The sequence below is a fragment of the Sphingopyxis sp. LC363 genome (assembly GCF_000756385.1).
In the GTDB taxonomy this organism is placed as follows: Bacteria; Pseudomonadota; Alphaproteobacteria; order Sphingomonadales; family Sphingomonadaceae; genus Sphingopyxis.
In genome coordinates this window covers 176,290-192,735 of the sequence record NZ_JNFC01000034.1, presented here as the reverse complement: position 1 = coordinate 192,735, position 16,446 = coordinate 176,290, and the positions used below count along the sequence as shown (strand labels likewise).

17 protein-coding genes are annotated in these 16,446 nt (G+C 65.8%); 6 read left to right on the top strand and 11 right to left on the bottom strand.

The window, feature by feature from the left end:
- The first annotated feature begins 128 nt into the window (after nt 1–128).
- Entirely contained in the window at nt 129–947 is an 819-nt protein-coding gene (locus FG95_RS13785) for an SDR family NAD(P)-dependent oxidoreductase (RefSeq protein WP_037556571.1), read from the top strand.
- A 24-nt stretch (nt 948–971) separates the two neighbouring features.
- Here the strand turns inward: FG95_RS13785 and FG95_RS13780 are convergent, their stop codons facing one another.
- The 6 genes from FG95_RS13780 to hisG all read right to left on the bottom strand — a co-directional run bounded on the left by FG95_RS13780 (nt 972) and on the right by hisG (nt 8,980).
- A complete protein-coding gene (locus FG95_RS13780; RefSeq protein WP_052182374.1) occupies nt 972–3,044 on the bottom strand; it encodes an alpha/beta hydrolase family protein in 2,073 nt (690 codons plus the stop codon).
- Between the two features lie 190 nt (nt 3,045–3,234).
- Nucleotides 3,235–5,349 (bottom strand): sodium-translocating pyrophosphatase, encoded by a 2,115-nt coding sequence (locus FG95_RS13775; RefSeq protein ID WP_037556570.1) that lies wholly within the window; start codon nt 5,347–5,349, stop codon nt 3,235–3,237.
- Between the two features lie 181 nt (nt 5,350–5,530).
- A complete protein-coding gene (gene thiL / locus FG95_RS13770; protein WP_037556568.1) occupies nt 5,531–6,463 on the bottom strand; it encodes a thiamine-phosphate kinase in 933 nt (310 codons plus the stop codon).
- 118 nt (nt 6,464–6,581) lie between these two features.
- Complete coding sequence (gene nusB / locus FG95_RS13765; RefSeq protein ID WP_037556566.1) at nt 6,582–7,037, bottom strand: transcription antitermination factor NusB; 456 nt, start codon at nt 7,035–7,037, stop codon at nt 6,582–6,584.
- A gap of 7 nt (nt 7,038–7,044) precedes the next feature.
- Nucleotides 7,045–8,337 carry a histidinol dehydrogenase gene (gene hisD / locus FG95_RS13760; protein ID WP_037556565.1) on the bottom strand — a complete coding sequence of 431 codons (1,293 nt, stop codon included), beginning with the start codon at nt 8,335–8,337 and terminating at the stop codon, nt 7,045–7,047.
- On the bottom strand, nt 8,324–8,980 hold the full coding sequence (gene hisG / locus FG95_RS13755; RefSeq protein ID WP_037556563.1) for an ATP phosphoribosyltransferase: 657 nt from the start codon (nt 8,978–8,980) through the stop codon (nt 8,324–8,326). The genes hisD and hisG overlap by 14 nt, the downstream gene beginning before the upstream one ends.
- Before the next feature lie 39 nt (nt 8,981–9,019).
- Here hisG and FG95_RS13750 point away from each other — a divergent pair, with 39 nt between their 5' ends.
- Entirely contained in the window at nt 9,020–10,099 is a 1,080-nt protein-coding gene (locus FG95_RS13750; protein ID WP_037556562.1) for a DUF2332 domain-containing protein, read from the top strand.
- Between the two features lie 187 nt (nt 10,100–10,286).
- Here FG95_RS13750 and FG95_RS13745 read toward each other — a convergent pair whose 3' ends face one another.
- Complete coding sequence (locus tag FG95_RS13745; protein WP_235211564.1) at nt 10,287–10,754, bottom strand: DUF1465 family protein; 468 nt, start codon at nt 10,752–10,754, stop codon at nt 10,287–10,289.
- 234 nt (nt 10,755–10,988) lie between these two features.
- Complete coding sequence (locus FG95_RS13740) at nt 10,989–11,186, bottom strand: YdcH family protein (protein ID WP_037556561.1); 198 nt, start codon at nt 11,184–11,186, stop codon at nt 10,989–10,991.
- Nucleotides 11,187–11,309: 123 nt separating this feature from the next.
- On the opposite strand from FG95_RS13740, the gene FG95_RS13735 reads away from it, so the two are divergent.
- The gene (locus FG95_RS13735) at nt 11,310–11,468 is read left to right on the top strand and encodes a DUF465 domain-containing protein (RefSeq protein WP_081933159.1); all 159 of its coding nucleotides are present in this window, start codon (nt 11,310–11,312) and stop codon (nt 11,466–11,468) included.
- 46 nt (nt 11,469–11,514) lie between these two features.
- On the opposite strand, the gene FG95_RS13730 is transcribed toward FG95_RS13735, so the two are convergent.
- The 3 genes from FG95_RS13730 to FG95_RS21120 form a co-directional block, all read right to left on the bottom strand.
- Entirely contained in the window at nt 11,515–11,880 is a 366-nt protein-coding gene (locus FG95_RS13730) for a PilZ domain-containing protein (protein WP_037556660.1), read from the bottom strand.
- Between the two features lie 107 nt (nt 11,881–11,987).
- On the bottom strand, nt 11,988–12,449 hold the full coding sequence (gene dksA / locus FG95_RS13725) for an RNA polymerase-binding protein DksA (protein WP_037556559.1): 462 nt from the start codon (nt 12,447–12,449) through the stop codon (nt 11,988–11,990).
- A 715-nt stretch (nt 12,450–13,164) separates the two neighbouring features.
- Nucleotides 13,165–13,980: a hypothetical protein gene (locus FG95_RS21120; RefSeq protein WP_235211563.1), complete on the bottom strand. Its 816-nt coding sequence runs from the start codon at nt 13,978–13,980 to the stop codon at nt 13,165–13,167.
- A gap of 155 nt (nt 13,981–14,135) precedes the next feature.
- On the opposite strand from FG95_RS21120, the gene FG95_RS13715 reads away from it, so the two are divergent.
- From FG95_RS13715 to serS, 3 genes are all read left to right on the top strand, one after another.
- The gene (locus FG95_RS13715; protein WP_037556557.1) at nt 14,136–14,480 is read left to right on the top strand and encodes an ArsR/SmtB family transcription factor; all 345 of its coding nucleotides are present in this window, start codon (nt 14,136–14,138) and stop codon (nt 14,478–14,480) included.
- On the top strand, nt 14,477–14,935 hold the full coding sequence (locus tag FG95_RS13710) for an SRPBCC family protein (protein ID WP_037556556.1): 459 nt from the start codon (nt 14,477–14,479) through the stop codon (nt 14,933–14,935). Before FG95_RS13715 ends, FG95_RS13710 begins: the two co-directional genes overlap by 4 nt.
- A 221-nt stretch (nt 14,936–15,156) precedes the next feature.
- A complete protein-coding gene (gene serS / locus FG95_RS13705) occupies nt 15,157–16,437 on the top strand; it encodes a serine--tRNA ligase (RefSeq protein ID WP_037556555.1) in 1,281 nt (426 codons plus the stop codon).
- The last annotated feature ends 9 nt before the right edge of the window (nt 16,438–16,446 follow it).

Here is a 16,446-nt window from a genome sequence, read left to right as displayed (position 1 = left end):
GTGTTGATATTTATTATAACAGATTCGCAACAAAATTGCCACCCCTGCGCGGAAATGCGCGGGTCAGCGCCTTGACGGCTCCTTACACCCGTTTCAGGTTGAAACGAAAGCATAGATGGAGAGCGGTAATGAAGGATCAAGTCTGGTGGGTCACCGGAGCGTCGTCGGGCATCGGCGCTGCGCTCGCCAAAGCGCTGTCGAAGCGCGGCGCGAAGCTGATCCTGTCGGGGCGCAATGTCGCCGCGATCGAGGCCGTTGCCGCCGATTGCGCGACCGAGACTTTGGTCCTGCCGTTCGAGGCGACCGACTATGCCGCCCTCCCCGCGATCGCCGAGCAGGCTTGGGCGTGGCGCGGCCGTGTCGATGGCCTCGTCAACAACGCCGGCATCTCGCAGCGCAGCCTGGCGATCGAAACCGACTTTTCGGTTTATGAGCGGATCATCGCGGTCGATCTGCTCGCCCCCATCGCGCTCACCCAGCAATTGCTGCCGCGCATGGTCGGCGCGGGCGGCGGACAGATCATCGCCATATCGAGCGTCGCGGGCATCGCGGGCGTGCCGCTGCGCAGCGCCTATTCGGCGGCAAAACATGGTATCATCGGCTATCACGACGCGGTGCGCGCCGAGAATGAGCATCTGGGGCTGAAAGTCCTCGTCGTCGCGCCGGGATCGGTGCGCACCAACGTCAGCCGCAACGCGCTCAGCGCCGACGGCAGCATCCGCGGCGAAAGCGACGCCGCGATCGACAACGGCCTGTCGCCGGACGATGCGGCGGCGCGGATGCTCGCCGCGGTCGATGCCGGCACGCGCGAGCTGGTCGTCGCCGAGGGGGCCGAGGCAGCGATCGCGGGGCTGCGCCGCGGCGATCCCGACGCGCTGTTCGACCGGATGAGCGCGATGGTGCGGGCGGGCTATGCGCAGCAGATGGGGGCCGGCCGCGGACAATAGCGCTGCGCGGCCGGCAGGTCGAATTCAGCGCGCGAACTTGAAATTGGCGACCAGCGGGTCGGCCGCCGGCTTTTTCGGGTAATCGGCATCCGACTGGATATAGGCGGGATTGAAGCGCGCGAGCCAGTTGGCCGCGCCGCCCAACCATTCGATCCGCTCTTCCTTGGTGAAATAAATGCCATAATGGCCGTTCTTCGGCTGCTCGATATATTCGAAATCCGTGCCCTGCTGCTTGCCGCTCCCCTTCAGCCGCGACACCAGCGTGCGCGCCTGCGCGATCGGTACGCGCGGATCGCGCACGCCGTGGACGATCAGGATCGGCGCCCATTTGCCGTCGGTGTTGCGCGCCGGCGACACGTCGGACAGCGACGACGCGCCCTTGGCAAGATAGTTCGCGCCGAACGAACCGAGATAGTCCTGGTCGTAATCGCGCATCATCGGCAGGTCATAGACGCCCGCTCCTGCGATCGTGCACCGCCAGCGAGCGGCATCGCGCTGTGCCGCGCGCGCCGCCGCATAGCCGCCATAGGACCAGCCCATCACGCACGCGCGACCGGCATCGACGACGCCCTGCGCCGCCAGATGGTCGACGACGTCGTTGAGATCGTCCTGCATCCGCGTGCCGAAGCCGTCCGAGCGCCCCGCCTTGACGAACGCATTCCCGTAGCCACCCGAACCGCGATAGTTGGGCTGGACCACGACATAACCCTGTTCGGCGATCGTCTGCGCCCACTGGTCGTATGACGCATAGTCGCGAACACCATAGGGGCCGCCGTGGGTCAGGACGACCACCGGCAGCTTCTTCTGACCGGCGCGCAGGCGCGGGGTCGTCAGGATCGCCTCGATCTCCAGCCCGTCGCTCGCCTTGTACCGGATCGTCTTGACGGGGTTCAGCTTGCCGTCGCCCAGTGCGTCGCTCGCATGCCCGATCAGCGAAAATTTCCCGCTTTCGACGTCGTAAAGATAATAGCTTCCAATCTGTTCGGGACTGGCCATCGACACGATCAATCGCTTGTCGCCGTCATCGCTGCTGACAATGACCGCGTTAGCCTCGCCGAAATCCTCCGCAAGGAATTTCTGGACGGCGGCAAGGCGTTCGTCAGTGAATTTGCGCCGAATACGATCGGTGGCATAGGCATAACCGACGATCCCGTCACGATCCTCGTTGGGGATGGCGGTGCCGACGTCGTATCCGGGAATCGAGAACAGCTTCTCTAAGATCTCCATCGTCGCCAGATTGGCTTTGTAAATCGCCCGATAGCCCTCGTGATTGCTCGATACGATCGCCATGTCGGGCGCGTTCAAAAAAACGAGCGGCCGGATGCCCGCGCTGGTGAAATTCTTGTCGATGACCTTCTGCACCGTCCGGAAATTTTCGCCCGCGTTGCTGCGATAGAGATAACGCTGTTCGCCGCTGTCGCGATCCGATCCGATCCCCATGCGCACTACCCCGTCGCCGTCGGCGGCCCAGCTGTCCACGATCGGATTGGTCCGCTGCACATTTTCGAGCACTTTGCCCGTCGCGACATCGACCCAATCGACCTGATAACTGAACATCCTCTCGGTATTGCCGTCGTCGATCTGGCGGCCGAGCAGGATGCGCTTCTTTTCCTTGTCGATATGCAGGATGTTCGAGGCGTCGGCGGTGGCCTGGTCCCAGGCGAGCGGGTGGGTCTTGCCGGTTTCGGTGTCATAGGCGGCGAGACGCAGAATATCGACGCGCTGGCCGAAGGCGGCGACAAATTCGCGCGATGCCAGCTCGAGGATCAGGTAGCGGTCGTCGACCCAGCGATAGCTCGTCACATCGCGCTGCCCCGCTTCCTTGAAAGTGGAAGCGCGCGCAAAAATCTGAGGCTTCGAGCCAGGTTTCGACAGGTCGAGGACGGCATAGCCGAACTCGTTGCCGGCACCGAGCGTCATCGCGATCTTGGTGCCGCCCGGCGACATCTGCAAATCGCTCATCAGCGGCAGCGACGCGAGCGTGTCGAGACTGACCTTTTCGGCCACCGGCTTTCCCGGCGTCGTCTGAGCGACGACGCCTGCCGGCAGCGCTGCGGCCGATAGCAGGAGCGCGGCAACGAACATCTTCTTGGGCATATTCCCTCCGTATCGCGTCGCCGAAGCGCGCAACCCACTGGCTTTCCGACCGATTGGCAAGCCTTCCCTCGGCCGCGAGACTATGAAAGCCGTCCGCGGTTGGCAACAAAGGAAGTTGAAATCGAAACCGGAAAGGCCCCGCCGGATCGCTCCGGCGGGGCCGCTCCTTTGCCCGCGACGGCGGCCCGGCCTACGCCGCGCCGTGCGCCAGCGCTGCGAGGAGCAGGATCGCCACGATGTTGGTGATCTTGATCATCGGGTTGACCGCCGGCCCCGCGGTGTCCTTGTACGGATCGCCGACGGTATCGCCGGTGACCGCGGCCTTATGGGCCTCGCTGCCCTTGCCGCCGTGGTTGCCGTCCTCGATATATTTTTTCGCATTGTCCCACGCGCCGCCGCCCGAGGTCATCGAGATGGCGACGAACAGCCCGCCGACGATCACGCCGAGCAGCAGCGCGCCGAGCGCTTCCAATGCCGCCGCCGGACCGGCGACCGCGCGGATCACGAAGAACACGACGATCGGCGCGAGCACCGGAAGCAGCGACGGAACGATCATTTCCTTGATCGCCGCCTTGGTGACGAGGTCGACGGTGCGGGCGTAATCGGGGCGGCTGGTGCCGTCCATGATGCCCTTGTTGTTCGCGAACTGGTCGCGCACGTCCTTCACCACGTCGCCCGCCGCCTTGCCGACCGCGGTCATGCCGAGCGCACCGAACAGGTACGGCAGCAGCGCGCCGAGCAGCAGCCCGACGATGACATAGGGCGACGAGAGCGAGAAGGTCAGCGGCGCATCGATGCCGAGCGCGGCCGAATATTCGCTGATGTCGGCGGTGTAGGTACCGAACAGCACCAGCGCCGCAAGCCCGGCCGAACCGATGGCATAGCCCTTGGTCACCGCCTTGGTCGTGTTGCCCACGGCGTCGAGCAGGTCGGTCTTTTCGCGCACGCTGTCGTCGAGGCCCGCCATTTCGGCGATGCCGCCGGCGTTGTCGGTGACGGGGCCATAAGCGTCGAGCGCGACGACCATGCCTGCAAGCGCGAGCATCGCGGTGGCGCCGAAGGCGATGCCAATGATGCCCGCAACCTGATAAGCGACGATGATGCCGACGCAGATGACGAGCGTCGGCAGCGCGGTCGATTCAAGGCTGATGGCGAGGCCTTGGATCACATTGGTGCCATGACCCGTTTCCGACGCCTTGGCGATGCTGCGCACCGGACGATAGTTTGTGCCGGTATAATATTCGGTGATCCAGATGATCAGCCCGGTGATCGCGAGGCCGAGCAGCGAGCAATAGAAAAGGTCGCTGCCGTTGAAGTCGGTGCCCGCGATCGTCGCGCTCATGTCCCCAAGCGCATATCGGGTCGAGAACCAGATCGCCGGGATCGAGAGGATCGCGGTGACGAGGAAGCCCTTGTACATCGCGCCCATGACATTGTTCGACGAGCCGAGGCGGACGAAGTAGGTGCCGATGATCGAGGTGATGATGCACACGCCGCCGATCAAGAGCGGCAGGCTCATCAGCGGCACAAGCGCGTCGCCCGCGCCCTTCAGCAGCAGCGCGATCAGCACCATCGTCGCGCCGACGGTGACGACATAGGTTTCGAAAAGGTCGGCCGCCATGCCCGCGCAGTCGCCGACATTGTCGCCGACGTTATCGGCGATCACCGCGGGGTTGCGCGGATCATCCTCGGGAATGCCCGCCTCGACCTTGCCGACGAGGTCGGCGCCGACGTCGGCCGCCTTGGTGAAGATGCCGCCGCCGAGACGCGCGAAGATCGAGATCAGCGACGCGCCGAAGGCCAGCGCGACGAGCGCATCGACGACGGTGCGATCCTCGCCGCCGACGGTAAAGCCGCCGGGGCCGATCAGATACCAGAAGAAGACCGAGATCGCGAGCAAGGCAAGCCCCGCCACGAGCATGCCGGTGATCGCGCCGGCGCGGAACGCCATCGTCAGGCCCGCCTGCAATCCGGTCTGCGCCGCAGCAGCGGTGCGGACGTTGGCCTTCACCGAGATGTTCATGCCGACAAAGCCCGCAACGCCCGACAATATGGCGCCGATGAGAAAGCCGACGGCCGAGATCGGGCCGAGGAACAGCCCGACCAGAATGGCGACGACGACGCCGACGATGGCGATGGTGCGATATTGGCGGCCCAGATAGGCCTTGGCGCCTTCCTGGATGGCGCCGGCGATTTCCTGCATCTTCTCATTACCCGCCGATGCGCTGAGCACCTGCCGCGAGGTAATGAATCCATAGAGCACAGCCAAAAGGCCGCACGCTATCGCGATCAAAACCGGATTCATGCGTGTTGCTTCCTTCCCATGAGAAGGGCGACGCAGAAGATAGCAGTCGAGCACGTCCGACTTATTGATGCCGGTTCGCTCTCTCCCCTGATGCGACCGCCCCAAATTTGGACGCCGAGTTATGGGAAGAAAGAATGCGGCGCGCAACCCCGGTTATTCGGCGCTTTTCCGTGCTTTCGGATCAGTGCATGAAGCCCAGCCGCTCGGGCACCGCGATACGCTGGGCACGGTGGGTCAGCATGATTCCCTCGCCCACCCCGGCATGGCCGATCGGCGTCACCGCAACGTCGAGCCCTGCCGCCGCTTCGCGAATGGCGCCAGCCGAACCGGGGTCGGCGGTGAACAGCAGCTGGTAATCGTCACCCGCCGTCGCAGCCGCGAGCCGCGTATCGAGGACGTCGGGCCGCACCGCGAGCAGCGCTGCCGACAGCGGGATCGTCTCGAGCATGATGCCGAGTTCGCAACCGCTCGCTTCGGCCATGCGCTGTCCGTCGATCAGCAGGCCGTCGGAGACATCCATCATCGCGTGGACGTGCGACGCGACGGCCTGCCCGAAGCGGAGCTGCGGTTGCGGACGGCGATAGGCTTCGAGGCAGGTCTCGTTCGGATCGAGCTGCCCCAGTCGCATCGCAAGGCCCAGCCCGGCGTTGCCGATCGTCCCTGTGACCCAGATCTGGTCGCCCGGCCGGACGCCGTTTCGCGCTGGCGCCCCCGTCGCGGGCGCCCTGCCGATCGCGGTCAGCCCGAGGGTGCGCGGCGCGCCTTCGGGAATGCCCACCGTGTCCCCGCCCAAAAGCGGCACTTCGTATCGGCGCAGGACTTCGCCAAGGCCACGGACGAAGGCTGCGTCCCAATGTTCGTCGCCGGTCAGGCTATAGCCGGCAAGCACGCCGAGCGGCGCCGCGCCCTTGGCCGCCAGGTCGGACAGGTTCACCGCGACGAGCTTCCACGCGACATCCTGCGGCCGTTCGTCGGGGAGGAAATGGATGCCCTCGACGATCATGTCGTGGGTGAGGACTAGGTCGCCCAGCACCGCCGCATCGTCGGCAAGCCCACGCGCGGCGGGATCGGTCGCGATGGCGCGCAGGCGGGCGATAAAATCGGCTTCGCTCATATTACCCTCTCGTTCGAGGGATGCTCTCTGTCCGTTCGGGTCGAGCGAAGTCGAGACACCCATCGCCGTAGCGCCAAGCCGAGGGGCATCTCGACTTCGCTCGATGCGAACGGATATCTTATGCGCTGGTTCCCCGCACATCCTTGCCGATCGCGTCGAGCAAGCCGTTCGCGAACCCCGCCTCGCGCTGGTCGAAAAACGCCTTGGCGACATCGACATATTCGCTGACCACGGCGCCGACGGGCACGTCGCCGCGCGCGATCAGCTCATAGGTGCCCGCGCGCAGGATCGCCTTCATCGTGCGGTCGAGCCGGTCCATCGTCCAGCCGCTCGCGAGCCGCGCGACGATCGCCGCGTCGATTTCGTCCGCGCGCGCAAGCACGCCCTTCACGATATCGTCGAAAAAGGGAATGTCGGCATCGGCATATTCGGCGTCCTCGATGATCGCGCCGATGCGGTGCTGGTGGAACTCGTGGATGAGTTGCGCGACCGGCGTCGCTTCCATCTCGTGCTGGTAGAGCGCCTGCACGGCGGCGAGGCGGGCGGCGGAGCGGGATTGGGCGCGTTTGTTCATGGCTTTTCTACTTTAATCGATTCTGGACGCTGAGCGCATGGGCAGGTAGCCCCTCGGCACCCGCGAGCGCGACGGCGGCGGGGCCGATCGCCGCCAGCGACGCTTCGTCGAGCGCGAGGAAGCTCGTGCGCTTCATGAAGTCGGTGACCGACAGCCCGCTCGAAAAGCGCGCGCGGCGGCCGGTGGGGAGGACATGGTTCGGCCCCGCGACATAATCGCCTATCGCCTCCGGCGTCTGGCGGCCAAGGAAGACCGAGCCCGCGTGGCGCACCTTGGCGAAGAGCGCGTCGGCCTCGGCGGGATCGACCGCGAGTTCGAGATGCTCGGGCGCGAGCCGGTCGCACAGGGGAATCGCGTCGGCGAGGCGCGGCACGACGATCACCGCGCCATTGTCGGCCCAGCTCGCCTGCATCGTCGATGCGGTGCTGAGCGTCGGGATGACATGCGCGACCGCCGCCGCGACGGCATCGGCGAAGTCGCCGTCGTCGGTGAAGAGGATCGATTGGCTCGTCGGATCATGTTCGGCCTGGCTCAACAGGTCGGCGGCGATGACGTGCGGTTCGTTCTTTGCGTCGGCGACGACGACGATCTCGCTCGGTCCCGCGACCATGTCGATACCGACGACGCCGTAGAGTTGGCGCTTCGCCTCGGCGACCCACGCATTGCCCGGCCCCGTTACGACATCCACCGGCGCGATGCGGTTGGTACCATAGGCGAGCGCCGCGATCGCCTGCGCGCCGCCGACGCGCCAGATCTCGTCGACCCCGGCAATATGCGCCGCGGCCATCACGACCGGGTTGGTCTCGCCGCCCGGCGTCGGGGTCATCATCACGATCCGCTCGACCCCCGCGACCTTGGCGGGAAGGATGTTCATCAGCACCGACGAGGGATAGGCCGCGCGCCCGCCGGGGACATAGACACCCGCCGCGTCAACCGCGCGCCAGCGTGCGCCAAGCCGCGCGCCCGCGGTGTCGCGATAGTCGCGGTCCTCGGGAAGCTGCGCGGCGTGATAGGCGCGGATGCGGGTCGCGGCGAGGTTCAGCGCATCGCGCAGCCCGGGCGCAAGCGCCTCATAGGCTGCGGCGCATTCGGCTTTCGAAATGCTCCACCCGCTCGCGCCCAAATCGAAGCGGTCGAACTTCGCGGTATAATCGGCGAGCGCCACGTCGCCCTCGGCCTTCACCCGCGCGATGATCGCCGCGACGTCGGCCGACACGTCGGATGCGCTCTCGCGCCGATCATTGACCAGCGCGTCGAACTCGGCCGCAAAGCCGGGATCGGAGGCGTCAAGCCGCCGCATGAGCTGCGGCCTCGCGGAATTTCTCGACCAGCGCCGGCACTTCGGCCGAACGCAGCTTGAACGCCGCGCGGTTGACGATCAGCCGCGCCGACACCTCGCTGATGATCTTCTGCTCGGCGAGGGCATTTTCGACGAGCGTGCGCCCGGTCGAGACGAGGTCGACGATGTGCGAGGCAAGCCCCAGCTTCGGCGCGATCTCCATCGCGCCGTTCAGCTTGATGCACTCGGCCTGGATGCCCTGCGCCTCGAACCAGCGGCGCGTCGTTCCGGGATATTTGGTCGCGACGCGGATATGGCTTTCGCCGAGCCCCGGCGGCGCGCTGCCCTCGGGTCCCGCGAGCGACAGGCGGCAGTGGCCGATACCAAGGTCGACCGGCGCGTAAAGTTCCGAATAATCGAACTCGTCGACGACGTCCGACCCGACGATGCCGAGCTGCGCCGCGCCATGCGCGACGAAGGTCGCGACATCGAAGGCGCGCACGCGGATCAGCGAGATGTGCGGCTGGTTTGTCCCAAAAACTAACGCTCTGCTTTTCTTGTCGAAAAACTCGTCCGAAGGTTCTATCCCGACCCGCGCAAGCAGGGGCAGCGCCTCGTCGAGGATGCGTCCCTTCGGGATGGCAAAGATGATCGGTTCGGGCATAAGCTTGCGCGCCCATAAGCGGCGAGAGGAAAAAGGGCAATGAGCGACCGCTACGACTTCATCGACATGGCCGAAACCGGCCCGAAGGCCGTCCGCACCGCTTTCGCCAATCAGGTCGCCTATTGCCGCCACAATGACGCGCGGGTCACCGCGCGCGTCGTCGCCGCGCTGGGATCGCTGCTCGACAAACCGGCGAGCGAATTCGCGCGCCGCATCGCAGGCTGGCAGGGCGCGCCGCTCGCCGATGCGCTGCCGCTGCGCGCCGCGGGCGGGATTCATGCGCTCCACCTGTCGGGCGCGGCGCACGAGCTCGCGCCCGTCTATGCCGATGCCGAGGATATCAACGACGACGCCATCGTCGCCGGGGTCGTCCGGCGGCACGAGGCAGCGCTGCTCCCGTGGCTCGACGGCCCGCCGCAGACCAATGAGGCGGGACGTTCGTCGAACTTCGTCGCCGCGATGCTCTGGCTCGCCGAGCAGGGCGTGCCGCCGCGCTTCGAATGCTTGGAGATCGGGTCGAGCGCCGGGATCAACCTGATGATCGATCGCTATCATTACGACCTCGGCGGCGTGCATGTCGGGCCGCAGCCGGGCGCTATGACCTTTACCCCCGAATGGCGCGGCCGCCATCCGCCGATGCACGCCATCGAGATCGCGAGCCTCAAGGGCTGCGACGTCGCACCGGTCGATCTGACCGACCCCGCGCAGGCGCTGCGGCTCAAGGCCTATATCTGGCCCGAGCATGAAATCCGCTTCGCGCGCATCGAGGCCGCGATCGCCGAGGCGCATGCGGCAAAGCCGAATCTGGTCCGCGCCAACGCCGCCGATTTCGTCGAAGCCGAGCTCGCAAAGCCTCAGGTCGCGGGCACGACGCGGCTGCTCATGCACTCGATCGTCTGGCAATATGTCCCCGCCGACCAGCAGGCGCGCGTCACCGCCGCGATGGAAAAAGCGGGCGCGCGGGCGACGCCCGAGCGTCCGCTGGCGTGGGTCGCGCTCGAGGCGAACCGGACGGTGCATCATCATGAATTGGTGGTGCGGTATTGGCCGGGAGGTGAGACGCCGAAGAAACTGGCCCACGCGCATGCGCATGGCGCGTGGGTGGAGTGGCTGGGGTAGCTCCGGACTCGGGGTCGGCTTCGGGGTGGGGAGCTGCCGTTTAGAGAATGCGTCGCCCCCGCGAAGGCGGGGGCCGCTAGCGGCCTTATTCAGCGGCGCCTGCGTAAACCGACAGCGGCCCCCGCCTTCGCGGGGGCGACGGCAGCTTCCGGCCAAAACCCGCCGCTCGCAACCCGCGTCCCATGCTTCAAAGCCGCGCTTCCAGCCGCGCGAGCAGCGCCTGCACCGGCGTCACTGCCGGCGCTTTCCAGCCGGCCTCCATTACCGCGATCCGCTCGAACAACCGCTCGCTGGCGGCGATGATCCGGCGGACCGACGCGTCGAACCCTTCGCAGACATTCCAGTCGGCCGCGACCGGCGCGCCGATCCGCGCCGCGCTGTCGTTTGGCCCGGCGCCCGGATCCCCCGCGAACATCGCGCGGCGGTGGAGTAGCCAGGCGATGACGTGCATCAGCCGCGTCGTCGTCTTCAGCGATTCGCAGGCGAGGCCGATCTGCGCCGCCGCGTTGCCGCGAACACTGCCGAGGTCGCGCTGCGCGGCAAAGGCCGCATGCGCCTCGTCGGCGAGCAGCATCGCCTCGACATAGAGATTTTCGACCTGCGCGCGCTGCACCGGCACATCGATCGCCATCATGTTCATGTCCCCGCCGGCCATGACACCGGAGATGCCATGTCCGCTATCGGGTCCGCAACGTCGGTAACCATGAAATTGAGGGCATCGGACGTCCCGTTTTAATTCAGGCATTTAGGATTGGTCGAGATTTGGCTCAGGCCGAGCCGAAAATGGTGATTTTTCGCGACCCGGAGCGCGGCCTACTTCAGTAGGTGAGCACCGGAAGCGCGGGAAATCGCCATTTGCAGGCCGGCATGGGCCGAATGTCGGCCGATCCTAGGCGATGATGTCGGGCAGCAGTTGATCCTCGCACCAGGCGATCTCGTCGCGCAGCTTGAGCTTGCGCTTTTTCAGCCGCGCGATCTGCAGCTGGTCGGCCGCCGTCCCTTCGCCGAGCGCGATGATCGCGGCGTCGAGGTCGCGATGCTCGATGCGAAGCAGTTCCAGGCGCTGGGTAATTTCCTCGGGGCTCACACGGCCTCCCTGCCACGTTCACCATTAGTCCGCAACGGGGACCGCCTGAGCGAATCGTCACGACATCGGGGCGGTTTCATGTTTTACTTCGTCCTGCCCATCGAGTCGAAAAGGAGAATGCCAATGAGCACGTCGCACCTTTCCACCCTGAAGTCCCGCCACGCGGACCTCGATGCGAAAATTGCGAATGAAGAGCGCCGTCCCGCCCCCGATACCGGAGTCGTCGCGCAGCTCAAGAAGCAGAAACTGAAACTCAAGGAGGAGATGCTCGCGATCGGCTGATCGCCAGCGCTATCGCCCCGCTGATGCCACCCTGTTCAAGGACGCATCAGCGCCGGCGATAGAGGGGCCCCCGCTCGAGGCCCGTGCGCCGCAGATGCGGCGGCAAATCGGACTGCGAAACCACCTGACGACGCACCGCCTGCGGATCGATCGCGCGGTCGAAGGCGATGCCGAACTTGCCCTCGCCGACCCAGATCACGCGCCCGGCGACCGGCCCGATGTTACGCAAGTCGACTTCGACCGCCGCTCCTTGCGCGACGACGACCTTGCCCTCGGCAAGCATCCCGCCGGGCGATAGGTTGCGCACGCGCACGGTGACGGACCCGCCGCCGCCGGGCAGCGCCAGTTGCGCCTGCATGAACAGGCTGTCGCGATCGGCGCCGCGCGACAGCGCCGCGACCTCCTCGTCCACCGATGCCGGTCTTTGCGAATCCATTTGCGCCCCGTTTCTTTCGTATCGAGGCGCGGAATCTAGGGCCCAGCAGTTGCCGAATCGTAAATGGGGCGCGGAGCCCGCGATCAATCCTCGCGTGAAATCCGTTCGTTACGCTCGTGGCGCTCCTGCGCCTCCAGCGTCATCGTCGCGATCGGCCGGGCCTGCAGACGCGCGAGCGAGATCGGCTCGCCGGTCACCGCGCAATAGCCATATTCGCCCTCTTCGATGCGGCGGATCGCCGAATCGATCTTGGCGATCAGTTTTCGTTGACGATCGCGGGTGCGCAGCTCGATCGCCCAATCGGTCTCGCTCGACGCGCGGTCGGCGAGGTCGGGTTCGCGCAGCGGGCCATCCTGAAGATGCGCAAGCGTCGATTCCGATTCGGACAGGATCGATTTTTTCCAGGCGAGCAGCAGGCCGCGAAAATAATCCTGCTGCCGCTCGTTCATAAACTCTTCGTCGTCGCTGGGGACATAATCCGAATCGAGATTGGACCTGGCTTCACGAAGCGCGTCTGCGCCAACATCGGCAATCTTGGTCGGCATGAGGGGCTCTCGCGTCCTTTCCTGTCACCCGGCGGGCCGCAAGCGGCTTAGGGAGTGGCGCGCCTATAACCAGCCACCGCCCGCGATACAAGCGCCGAAGCTGCCGATAGCGACTTGGCGTGAAGCGGCGATGAACCGTCTGTATATTTGGGGTGAATCCGCGGGCCGTCCGGTCACCCCATCGCTCGCACCGGGACGGCGATTTAGGTCCGAAGGTTAACCAATCGCACAGGATTACTGCATTATTCGTGCTGTTTTGGGACAGATATGGCGTTTTTTGTTGATTCCGCGCTCCTTTTCCCGCTCTCGGACAGGTAAACGCGGTTAACGGAATTGCCGCATTCACAAAGCTTTGGCCTTTTGGGTTATAGCGAAGGTGAATTGGGGGTGTCGGTCGAGGGCGCTTCGCACCTGCAACGGGAAAGAAAGAGAAGCCTATGTCTGTTCGAATGGCCCTTGCCAAGCTTTGCGCCTGCACCTGCGGCGGGGCGATCATCGGTAGCGGCGCGATGCAGATCACCGACGTTCCGAAGGCGCGGGCGCAGGTCCAGTCCTGCTCGCCGTGCGTCGCCAAGAAAAAGGTCGTGCGCAAACGCCACGCTGCGCGCAAGCCGGTGAAGCGCGTCCGCCGCGTCGTTACGACGAAGAAGGTGATCCGCACCATCACCCCGCAGACGCAGGTGGTGACGCAGACGATCCCCTTGCCCCCGATCCCCTACGCGCCCTTTCCGCAATCGGGCTGGGAAGGCGGCGGCGGTAGCGGCGGCGGCGTGACGGTCATCGGCGGCGGTTTTGGCGGCGGGTTCGGCGGCGGCTTCTTCGGGGGCTTCTTCGGCGGCAGCTCGGGCGGCGGCAGCAGCGGCAGCATCGTCGTCACCTCGACGACGACGGGCGGCGTGTCGACCTCGACCAGCACCTCGTCGGGGGTCTCGACCTCGACCGGCAGCGTTTCGACGTCCACGGGCGGCGTTTCAACCTCGACCGGCGGCGTGTCGACGTCCACGGGCGGCGTGTCGACGTCGACCGGCAGCGTCAGCACTTCCTCGGGCAACGTGTCGACCTCGACGGGCAGCGTCAGCACCTCGACATCGTCGGGCAATGTGTCGACCTCGACCGGCAGCGTCAGCACCTCGTCGTCGAGCAGCAGCTCATCGTCGAGCTCCTCATCCTCATCCTCCTCATCGAGTTCCTCTTCGTCGGGCGGCAGCTCGCACGGCCATGGCAGCTCGTCGCACGGCGGCAGTTCGGGCGGGTCGAGCAGCAGTTCGTCGTCCTCTTCCTCCTCTTCGTCGAGCAGCAGCACCTCGTCGGGTGCGACCGGTGGCAGCAGCAGCTTCGGCTCCACCGGCAGCACCAGCTCGTCCTCCTCTTCGTCGAGCAGCAGTTCGTCGTCGAGTTCCTCGTCGAGCTCGGGCGGCAGCACCAGCAGCTCGTCGGGCGATCCGACCCCTGTTCCTGCGCCGCCGATGATGCTATTGTTCGGGGCAGCAGCAGCCGCGCTTGTGGCGCGCCGCCGCGCTGCGAATCGCAACGACGACGACGCCGACGCGGCTTGAGGAAATCCACTGGCGGTCAGGGGGGCTAACCCGGACCACCGAACTAAGGGCTGCCCCCTCGGGGCGGCCCTTTTTTAACGCCTTCGCCAATCAGTTTGCCAAATGGAAAACCATCTCTATAGTTCACCATATGGCGAACCAACAAACAGCCCTCGATACCGTTTTCCATGCGCTCGCCGACCCGACGCGCCGCGCCGTCGTCAGCCGGCTGCTCACGGGCGCCGCTCCCGTAAAGCGGCTGTCCGAACCGTTCGAAATGGGCCTTCCCGCCTTCCTGAAACATCTCTCGGTTCTTGAAGCGTCGGGGTTGATCCACACCGAAAAGCAGGGCCGTGTCCGCACCTGCCGCGTCGATGCCGCGCGGCTTGCGGCGGCCGAGGGCTGGCTCGCGGAGCAACGCGCCGTCTGGCAGGGCCGCACCGACCGCCTCGCCGCTTTCGTCGAATCGCTAAATCCCCCGGAGGAAAAATCATGAGCAAAAGCGAACTCACCATCGCGCGCCATATCGCCGCGCCGCCGTCGGTCGTGTGGGACGCGTGGAGCGACCCTGCAAAACTCGCGCAATGGTGGATCCCCGCGCCGATCGAATGCCGCGTCGACAAGCTCGACGTGCGCCCCGGCGGCGGTTTCGTGACGCGGATGCGCGAGGGCGGCGGCGACTTCGGGCCGCATGTCGACGGCTGTTTCCTCGAAGCGGTGCCGAACGAACGCATCGTCTTCACGACCGTGCTGACCGAAGGCTGGCAGCCCGCCGAACCCTGGCTCGCGCTGACCGCGATCCTGACCTTCGAGGCGAAGGACGGCGGCACGCTCTATTCGGCGCGCGTGCTCCACAAGAACCCTGAGGACAGCGCGAAGCACGACGAAATGGGTTTCCAGGAAGGATGGGGCACGGCGATCGGCCAGCTCGCGGCGATGCTGGAAAAATAATCCTCCCTGTCGCGCAGCGATGGGGAGGCGGCGGCGGCCTTCGACTGCCTTGCGGGCGCTCAGGATAAACTGCGTCTTCGGCGCAGCGCTGACGGAGGGGCTATGGCGCGGCCCCTCCACCACTCGCTACGCGAGCGGTCCCCCTCCCCATCGCTTCGCGACAGGGAGGATCAGGTGAAGTCGGGCTTGCGCCTTGCACCCCGCAACGCCATAGCGCCGCCATGCACGATATCCGCCTGATCCGGGATGACCCGCAAGCCTTCGATGCCGGCCTCGCGCGCCGCGGCCTCGACCCCTTGTCCGCCGATATTCTTGCCGCCGACGCGTCGCTGCGCGCGCTGCAGACCGAGATTCAGGCAGCGCTCGCGCGCCGCAACGAGGCGTCGAAGCTGATCGGGCAGGCGATGGCGCAGGGCGACAAGGACCAGGCCGAGGCGCTGAAGGCCGAAGTCGCCGAATTGAAGACCTCCCTTCCCGCCAAGGAGGAAGCCGAACGCGCGCAACTGGCGGCGCTGCAGGACAGGCTCGCCGCGCTCCCCAACCTCCCCGCCGATGACGTTCCGGATGGCGAAGACGAAGCGGGCAATGTCGAAATCTCGCGCTGGGGCACGCCGCGCAGCTTCGACTTCAGCCCAAAGGAACATGCCGACTTCGCGCCCGCGCTCGGGCTCGACTTCGAGACCGCGGCGAAAATGTCGGGCGCGCGCTTCGCTTTCCTGAAAGGCCAGATGGCGCGGATCGAGCGCGCTCTCGGCCAGTTCATGATCGACAAGCAGACGGTCGAGGCGGGCTATACCGAATGCGCGACGCCGCTGATGGTGCGCGACGAGGCGGCGTTCGGCACGACGCAGCTCCCGAAATTCCGCGAGGACCTGTTCCAGACCACCGACGGCCGCTGGCTGATCTCGACCTCCGAGATGAGCCTGACCAACGCGGTGCGCGAAGAGATATTGCCCGAGGCCGATCTGCCCATCCGCATGACCGCGCTCACCCCCTGCTTCCGCTCCGAAGCCGGATCGGCGGGACGCGACACGCGCGGCTATATCCGCCAGCATCAATTCTGGAAGGTCGAGCTGGTTTCGATCACCCGCCCCGAGGACAGCGATGCCGAACTCGAACGCAAGACGCGCGCGGCCGAGGAAATCCTCGAGGCGCTCGAGCTGCCGTATCGGAAAATGCTGCTGTGCAGCGGCGACATGGGCTTCGCGGCGCGCAAGACCTACGACCTCGAAGTCTGGCTGCCGGGGCAGGACAGCTACCGCGAGATTTCGAGCTGCTCGAACTGCGGCGACTTCCAGGCGCGCCGCATGAACACGCGTTTCCGCCGCGAGGACGTAAAGGGCAACGAGTTCGTCCATACGCTCAACGGCTCGGGCCTTGCGGTCGGCCGCACGCTCGTCGCGATCCTCGAAAATTATCAGCAGGCCGACGGCAGCGTCGACATTCCGAAGGCGTTGCTGCCCTATATGGGCGGGATCACGAAACTTATCCCTGCGATTTAACATTTTCGT